Annotated in this window: 8 protein-coding genes; 3 read left to right on the top strand and 5 right to left on the bottom strand. The window is 61.3% G+C overall.

Annotation, left to right across the window (positions count from 1 at the left end; translation table 11 throughout):
- Positions 1–15 precede the first annotated feature (15 nt).
- Positions 16–972 (bottom strand): nitronate monooxygenase family protein, encoded by a 957-nt coding sequence (locus NLX68_RS03175; protein WP_254282638.1) that lies wholly within the window; start codon positions 970–972, stop codon positions 16–18.
- Positions 973–1005: 33 nt separating this feature from the next.
- Positions 1006–1431, bottom strand: a complete 426-nt coding sequence (gene hemJ / locus NLX68_RS03180) for a protoporphyrinogen oxidase HemJ (RefSeq protein WP_254282639.1) — start codon at positions 1429–1431, stop codon at positions 1006–1008.
- Between the two features lie 142 nt (positions 1432–1573).
- Between hemJ and argC the strand changes: the two genes are divergently transcribed.
- Together argC and erpA are read left to right on the top strand one after the other, a co-directional pair.
- On the top strand, positions 1574–2608 hold the full coding sequence (gene argC / locus NLX68_RS03185) for an N-acetyl-gamma-glutamyl-phosphate reductase (protein WP_010221478.1): 1035 nt from the start codon (positions 1574–1576) through the stop codon (positions 2606–2608).
- A 165-nt stretch (positions 2609–2773) separates the two neighbouring features.
- Positions 2774–3124: an iron-sulfur cluster insertion protein ErpA gene (gene erpA, locus NLX68_RS03190; RefSeq protein WP_010221479.1), complete on the top strand. Its 351-nt coding sequence runs from the start codon at positions 2774–2776 to the stop codon at positions 3122–3124.
- Positions 3125–3181: 57 nt separating this feature from the next.
- Here the strand turns inward: erpA and NLX68_RS03195 are convergent, their stop codons facing one another.
- Positions 3182–4273 (bottom strand): anhydro-N-acetylmuramic acid kinase, encoded by a 1092-nt coding sequence (locus NLX68_RS03195; RefSeq protein ID WP_254282640.1) that lies wholly within the window; start codon positions 4271–4273, stop codon positions 3182–3184.
- Positions 4274–4276: 3 nt separating this feature from the next.
- A complete protein-coding gene (locus tag NLX68_RS03200; RefSeq protein ID WP_254282641.1) occupies positions 4277–5701 on the bottom strand; it encodes a peptidoglycan DD-metalloendopeptidase family protein in 1425 nt (474 codons plus the stop codon).
- A gap of 210 nt (positions 5702–5911) precedes the next feature.
- On the opposite strand from NLX68_RS03200, the gene tyrS reads away from it, so the two are divergent.
- Positions 5912–7111 carry a tyrosine--tRNA ligase gene (tyrS, locus tag NLX68_RS03205; RefSeq protein WP_010221482.1) on the top strand — a complete coding sequence of 400 codons (1200 nt, stop codon included), beginning with the start codon at positions 5912–5914 and terminating at the stop codon, positions 7109–7111.
- Positions 7112–7126: 15 nt separating this feature from the next.
- Here tyrS and NLX68_RS03210 read toward each other — a convergent pair.
- The coding region (locus NLX68_RS03210) for a hypothetical protein (RefSeq protein WP_254282642.1) at positions 7127–7379 on the bottom strand (253 nt) is incomplete at its 5' end.

The following is a 7379-nucleotide window of genomic DNA, read 5'->3' on the forward strand; positions in this document are numbered from 1 at the left end:
TTGATAAAGCGTGAATCAGCCCGGCCAGTGGCGGCTCAGGGCTGTGGCCGAGGCATGCGCCTGGCGGTACTCGGCATCCAGGCGGCTAATCAGTTGCTCGACCGAGCACAACTGGTCGATAGCACCGACACCTTGTCCGGCAGACCAGACGGTCTTCCAGGCCTTGGCCTCGTCGTCGATGGGTTTGAGCTTGGTTTCGGTATGGGTGCGCAGGGCGGCCATGTCGAAACCTGCGTTTTCCAGGCTCTGGCGCATAAAGCTTGCAGGTACCCCAGAAACCGCAGCGGTGTGGATGATATCGGCTGCCTTGGCTTCAAGCATCATTTCTTTGTAGGGCCCCGGCGCCAGGCTTTCATGGGTGGCGATAAAGCGCGTGCCCAGGTAAGCCAGGTCTGCCCCCAGCAACTGTGCGGCGAGCACTTCATGGCCGCGGTTGATGCAGCCGGCCAGCAACAGGGTCTTGCTGAAGAACTGACGGATCTCGGCGATCAGCGCGAACGGGCTCCAGGTCCCGGCGTGCCCGCCGGCGCCGGCGGCTACGGCAATCAAGCCATCGACGCCGGCTTCGGCGGCTTTCTCGGCATGCCGGCGCGTGGTCACGTCATGAAACACCAGGCCGCCGTAGCTGTGCACGGCATCAACCACCTCCTTGACGGCCCCCAGGCTGGTGATGACGATGGGCACCCGGTGCTTGACGCACAGCGCCAGGTCCGCCTGCAGACGCGGGTTGCTCTGATGCACGATCAGATTCACTGCGTACGGCGCAGGCTTGTCGAGGGCCGCCAGGCCGGTTTCGATCTCCTCCAGCCAGGCCTCGAAACCGGCACTGTCGCGCTGGTTCAGCGCCGGAAAACTACCGACCACGCCATTGGCACAACAGGCCAGCACCAGCTGCGGGTTGGAGATCAGAAACATCGGTGCCGCTACGACCGGCAGGCGCAAGCGTTGTTCGAGCAGGGCAGGCAATGACATGGCAGGTTTCCCGAGGCTGATTATGGGCTTAGGTTAGAACGGTTTGACCACCACCAGAATTACCACGGCCAGCAAGACCAGCACCGGTACTTCATTGAACCAGCGGTAGAACACGTGGCTGCGTTTGTTTTCGCCACGGGCGAAGCGTTTGAGCTGCGCGCCGCACATATGGTGGTAACCGACCAGCAACACCACCAGGGTCAGTTTGGCGTGCATCCAGCCCTGGCTGAGAAAGCCGGGAGTCAGGCTCAGCAGCCAGATGCCGAAGACCAGGCTGGCGATCATCGCCGGCAGCATGATCCCGCGGTACAGCTTGCGCTCCATGATCACGAAGCGCTCCTGGCTGATGCTGTCCTGGCTTTGCGCGTGGTAGACGAACAAGCGCGGCAGGTAGAACAGGCCGGCGAACCAGCAGACCACGCTGACGATATGCAGCGTTTTGATCCAGAGAAAAAGCATGAGGTTGAGTTCCTTCAGGGTTCACGGTCGTCAGATAGTAGAGGCTAGGGGGCTTGCGGGCCATCGCAACAGTTGTAGGCGTGTTGCAGCGCCCCTATTATCGTGGGCTTTCCTGTTGGTTCGTTGATAAGGGGCACGCGTTATGGTCAAGGTCGGTATCGTTGGCGGCACGGGTTACACCGGGGTCGAGCTGCTGCGTCTGTTGGCACAGCATCCACAGGCCGAGGTGGCGGTGATCACTTCGCGCTCCGAGGCTGGCCTGGCGGTTGCCGATATGTACCCGAACCTGCGCGGCCACTACGATGGCCTGGCCTTCAGTGTGCCAGACGTGAAGACCCTGGCCGCCTGCGACGTGGTGTTCTTCGCCACCCCGCATGGGGTTGCCCATGCCTTGGCGGGCGAGCTGCTGGCCGCTGGCACCAAAGTCATCGACCTGTCCGCGGACTTCCGTCTGCAGGACGCCGATGAGTGGGCCAAGTGGTACGGCCAACCTCACGGCGCGCCGGATCTGCTCAAGGATGCGGTGTACGGCCTGCCTGAAGTCAATCGCGAGCAGATCCGCCAGGCGCGCCTGATCGCCGTGCCGGGTTGCTATCCTACCGCCACCCAGCTGGGCTTCCTGCCGCTGCTCGAGGCCGGCATTGCCGATGCCTCGCGCCTGATTGCCGACTGCAAGTCCGGTGTCAGCGGCGCCGGTCGTGGCGCGGCGGTCGGTTCGTTGTTCTGTGAGGCGGGCGAGAGCATGAAGGCTTATGCGGTCAAGGGCCATCGTCACCTGCCGGAGATTACCCAGGGCCTGCGCCGGGCGGCTGGTACTGATGTCGGCCTGACCTTTGTGCCGCACCTGACGCCGATGATCCGCGGTATCCATTCGACCCTGTACGCCACCGTCGCCGATACCTCGGTCGATCTGCAGGCGCTGTTCGAGAAACGCTATGCCGATGAACCGTTCGTCGACGTAATGCCGGCTGGCAGCCACCCGGAAACCCGCAGCGTGCGCGGCGCCAACGTCTGCCGGATTGCCGTGCACCGTCCGCAAGGCGGCGACCTGGTGGTGGTGCTGTCGGTGATCGACAACCTGGTCAAGGGCGCGTCGGGGCAGGCGGTACAGAACCTCAACATCCTCTTTGGCCTGGACGAACGCATGGGGCTTTCCCACGCCGGCCTGCTGCCCTAAGCCTCCAGCGGCAAGTTTCAAGCTGCACGTCAGAGCCGGACGCGAGCCGCTTATAGCTTGCAGCTAGCCGCTTGCAGATTTTGTATTGTTGACCGCTTTTCTCGGAGAAGCGGATAATGCGCGTCATCACGCATTATGGCGGCATAGCGCCGGGAGATAGTCAGCATGAGCGTCGAATCCTTCACCCCTGTGGCATTGCAGTTCACTGAGGGTGCAGCGCACAAGGTGAAGACCCTGGTCGATGAAGAAGGCAATGATCGCCTGAAGTTGCGAGTTTTCGTGACCGGCGGCGGTTGCTCGGGTTTTCAGTACGGTTTCACGTTTGATGAAGACGTTGCCGAAGACGACACCATCGTCGAGCGCGAAGGCGTGGCCCTGGTCGTCGATCCAATGAGTTTCCAGTACCTGGCAGGAGCCGAGGTGGATTACCAGGAAGGCCTGGAAGGCTCGCGTTTCGTCATCAAGAACCCGAACGCCACCACGACCTGTGGTTGTGGTTCTTCGTTCTCGATCTGATTGCAAGGGCAGTACCGCAAACGCCGCGCCCATGCGCGGCGTTTTGCTATCTGCGGTTTATGCCGGGTAGATCGCGCCCAGTACCCGCAGGCCACGGGCCGCAGTGACGCTGGGGCGGTTGGCGGGGATATGCTCCAGGCAGCAGTGGGCCAGCCAGGCGAAGGCCATGGCTTCAACCCAGTCAGGGTCGATGCCGCAAGCCGCAGTACTGCTGACCCGGGCGTTGGGCAGCAGGGTTGCCAGACGCTGCATCAGCACGCTGTTGTGCGCGCCGCCACCGCAGACCAGCACAGCCTGAGTGTCGTCCTGTGCCGCCTGCAGCGAGCTGACGATGCTGCGCGCAGTCAACTCCAGCAGAGTGGCCTGCACGTCTTCATCCCTGTAGCTCGGTTGAGACGCCAGGTGCAGTTGCAGCCAAGGCAGGTTGAACACCTCGCGACCGGTGCTTTTCGGTCCGCAGCCAGCGAAGAACGGATCGCTTAGCAGAGACGCGAGCAAACCGGGGATCACCCGGCCAGTGCCAGCCCAGGCGCCATCGGCATCATAGCTGTGCCCCTGCTTCTGCTGGATCCAGGCATCGAGCAACACGTTACCCGGCCCGCAATCGAAGCCGCTGACGGGCTTGTCCTGTTCGATCAGGCTCAGATTGCTGAAACCACCGACGTTGAGCACTGCCAGGCGTTGACCCTGATGGGCGAACAGCGCTTCGTGGAAGGCCGGTACCAGCGGTGCGCCCTGGCCGCCGGCGGCAACATCACGGCGGCGGAAGTCGCTGACTACGCTGATGCCGGTGAGTTCGGCCAGCAGGGCCGGGTTGCCGATCTGCACGGTGAAGCCGCGCGCCGGTTCGTGACGAATGGTCTGGCCATGGCTGCCGATGGCGCGAATGGCCTCAGGCTTGAGGTTACGGGCGGCCAGCAGGTGCTGGATGCCTTCGGCGGCGAGGCGTACCCACTGGTTCTCTGCCAGGGCCGCGCGGGCGATCTCGTCAGGCCCGCTGGCGCACAGCTCCAGCAGGTCCTGGCGCAGGCTGGCGGGCATGGGGATGTAATGAGTGGCGAGCAGCATGAGCTGCTGCTCCTGTTCGATCAAGGCGATGTCCAGGCCATCGAGGCTGGTCCCGGACATCACACCCAGATAGAGCGGCATTGCTTAGCGCTTGCTCGAGGCGAGCAGGGTGGCCTTTTCCTGGTCCATGCGCGCTACCAGCGGCTGGCTTTGCTGCAGGAAGCGCTGGCGCTCGGCCTTGGCGATCGGGTCGGCCATTGGCAGCTTCTGCCCGAGCGGATCGACGTGCACGCCGTTGACCTGGAACTCGTAATGCAGGTGTGGGCCAGTGGACAGGCCGGTAGTGCCGATGTAGCCGATGATCTGACCTTGCTTGACGGTGCCGCCGGTCTTCACGCCCTTGGCGAAGCCCTGCATGTGCCCGTAGAGCGTCTGGTAGCGGTTGCCGTGCTGGATGATCACGGTATTGCCATAACCGCCGCGGCGGCCCGCGAGCAGGACCTTGCCGTCACCGGCTGCCTTGATCGGCGTACCGCGCGGTGCTGCATAGTCGACGCCTTTGTGCGCGCGGATCTTGTTCAGGATCGGGTGCTTGCGGCCTGCCGAGAAGCGCGAGCTGATGCGGGCGAAATCAACCGGGGTACGGATGAACGCCTTGCGCATGCTGTTACCGTCAGCGGTGTAGTAGTTGGTGTTGCCTTGCTTGTTGGTGTAGCGCACCGCGGTGAAGCTCTTGCCGCGGTTGGTAAAGCGTGCGGACAGGATGTTGCCGGTGCCGACGACCTTGCCGTTCATGACCTTCTGTTCGTAGATCACGTCGAACTCGTCGCCCTGGCGGATATCCTGGGCGAAGTCGATGTCGTAGCCAAAGATACGTGCCATATCCATGGTCAGGTTGTGATTCAGGCCGGCGCGCTGGGCCGAGGCCGACAGCGAGCTCTTGATTACGCCGTGAACATAGGCGGAACGCATCACCGGCTTGCTGATCTCACGGTTGAACGCGTAACCGTTTGCGCTCTTGGTCAGGCGAATGGTTTCCAGGTCGCTGAGCTTGCTGTGCAGGCTGGCCAGCTGGCCGTCCTTGTCCAGTTCGATCTGCAGCACCTGGCCATGCTTGAGTTGGCTGAACTGCTTGGCCTGCTTGTTGCTGGCCAGAACTTCATGCACGGCGGTGGCTGGCAGACCGACCTTGGTGAACAGGGTCGACAGGGTATCGCCACGGCTCACGGTAACTTCGCGGTGGCTTGGGTCTTTGCTGGCCGGCGCGGCTTCGGCAGCGGCAGGTGCGGGCTCGACCTTGGCGGTTTCCTCGGTCGGCGCAGCGCTGTTGTCGATCTGCGCAAACGGCGAGGGGGCGGTATCGGTGTTCTGGGTAAGTGGGGCGTCCTGTTCCTGCTTGAGTTGCTCGGCCGGGCTTTCCAGCTCCAGGTTCAGGGTGGTTTTCTTGGCTTCGACCTCACTGGATGGAAACACCAGCAAGGCCAGGCTGAGTAAGGCGGCGATGCCGCTGGCGGCCAACAGGTGGCTCTTCGGATAAAGCGGGGGCGCTTTAGGCGGTTCGTTGGTCATAGATGAATTGACTTTGAAATAGATGAAGTGGAAAAGATGAATGACATGATGAAGATGAAATAACTGTATAAAATATAATCAAATCCCCTTCAGCGCAAGCGCGCAGACGTCATCAGTCGGCTTCGAGGTCACACTCGGGGCAAAAACTTGTATTTGATGGCTGATCTTGTATGGTTGGGTCCCTTTGAATCTGAGCCTTACGGGTCTGTTATGAAGTCGGTTGAAGAGCAGCTAGCGCTGATCAAGCGTGGAGCGGAAGAGGTACTGGTCGAGTCCGAGTTGGTCGAGAAGCTCAAGCGCGGGCAACCGCTGCGGATCAAGGCGGGTTTTGACCCGACTGCGCCTGACCTGCACCTGGGGCATACCGTCCTGATCAACAAGCTGCGTCAGTTCCAGGACCTGGGCCACCAGGTGATCTTCCTGATCGGCGACTTCACCGGCATGATCGGTGATCCGAGTGGCAAGAGCGCTACCCGTCCGCCGCTGACCCGCGAGCAGGTGCTGGATAACGCCGAGACTTATAAACAGCAGGTGTTCAAGATTCTCGACCCGGCCAAGACCGAAGTCGCGTTCAACTCCACCTGGATGGACAAGCTCAGCCCGGCCGATTTCATTCGTCTGGCATCGCAGTACACCGTGGCACGCATGCTCGAGCGCGACGACTTCGACAAGCGCTACACCACCAACCAGCCGATCGCGATCCATGAGTTCCTCTACCCGTTGGTGCAGGGCTATGACTCGGTGGCACTGAAGTGCGACGTCGAGCTCGGCGGCACCGACCAGAAGTTCAACCTGCTGATGGGGCGCGAGTTGCAGCGTGCCTACGGCCAGGAGGCGCAGAACATTGTGACCATGCCGCTGCTCGAAGGGCTCGACGGCGTGAAGAAGATGTCCAAGTCGCTGGGCAATTATGTCGGCATCCAGGAAGCTCCCGGGGTGATGTACAGCAAGCTCGTGTCGATTCCTGACACCTTGATGTGGCGTTACTTCGAGTTGCTGAGCTTTCGCTCCATGGAAGAGATCGAGCAGTTCCGTGCCGATGTCGCCAATGGCGCGAACCCGCGTGACATCAAGATCAAGCTGGCGGAAGAGATCGTTGCACGCTTCCATGGTGAGGAGGCTGCCGCCAATGCTCACCGCGCGGCAGGTAACCGTATGAAAGAGGGCGAGTTGCCGGAGGACCTGCCTGATGTCGAGGTTGCTGCGGCTGAAGGCTTGCCGATCGCTGCTGTGTTGAACCGGGCGGGCCTGGTGAAGAACTCGGCGATGGCGCGGGATCTGCTCAATGGTGGCGCCGTGAAAGTCGACGGTGCGGTGGTTGATCGCGACTTCATGTTTGCACTTGGCGCGACCCATGTGTGCCAGGCGGGCAAGAAGGCATTTGCGCGCATTACTTTGAAGGCAGAGTAAGAGCTCCTTCTATATTTAGGCAAAAGGCGTTTTGCGGTTGATTTGAGAAAGTTTGAAATCAACCCTTGACGCCCGATTTAATCTCTCTATAATTCGCCCCACTTCCGGCGCAGTCGGAACTGAAAACTCCTTGAGTTTCAAAGAGTTAGCGGTTCCAGGGTCATCCGGAAGGGCTTCGATCGAAAGATCGACAGCGGTGAAAAAGGCAGTTGACAGCGGTTTGAAACGCTGTAGAATTCGCCTCCCGCTGACGAGAGATCGCAGCGAG

The sequence above is a fragment of the Pseudomonas sp. SBB6 genome, from assembly GCF_024213215.1.
Taxonomy (GTDB): domain Bacteria; phylum Pseudomonadota; class Gammaproteobacteria; order Pseudomonadales; family Pseudomonadaceae; genus Aquipseudomonas; species Aquipseudomonas donghuensis.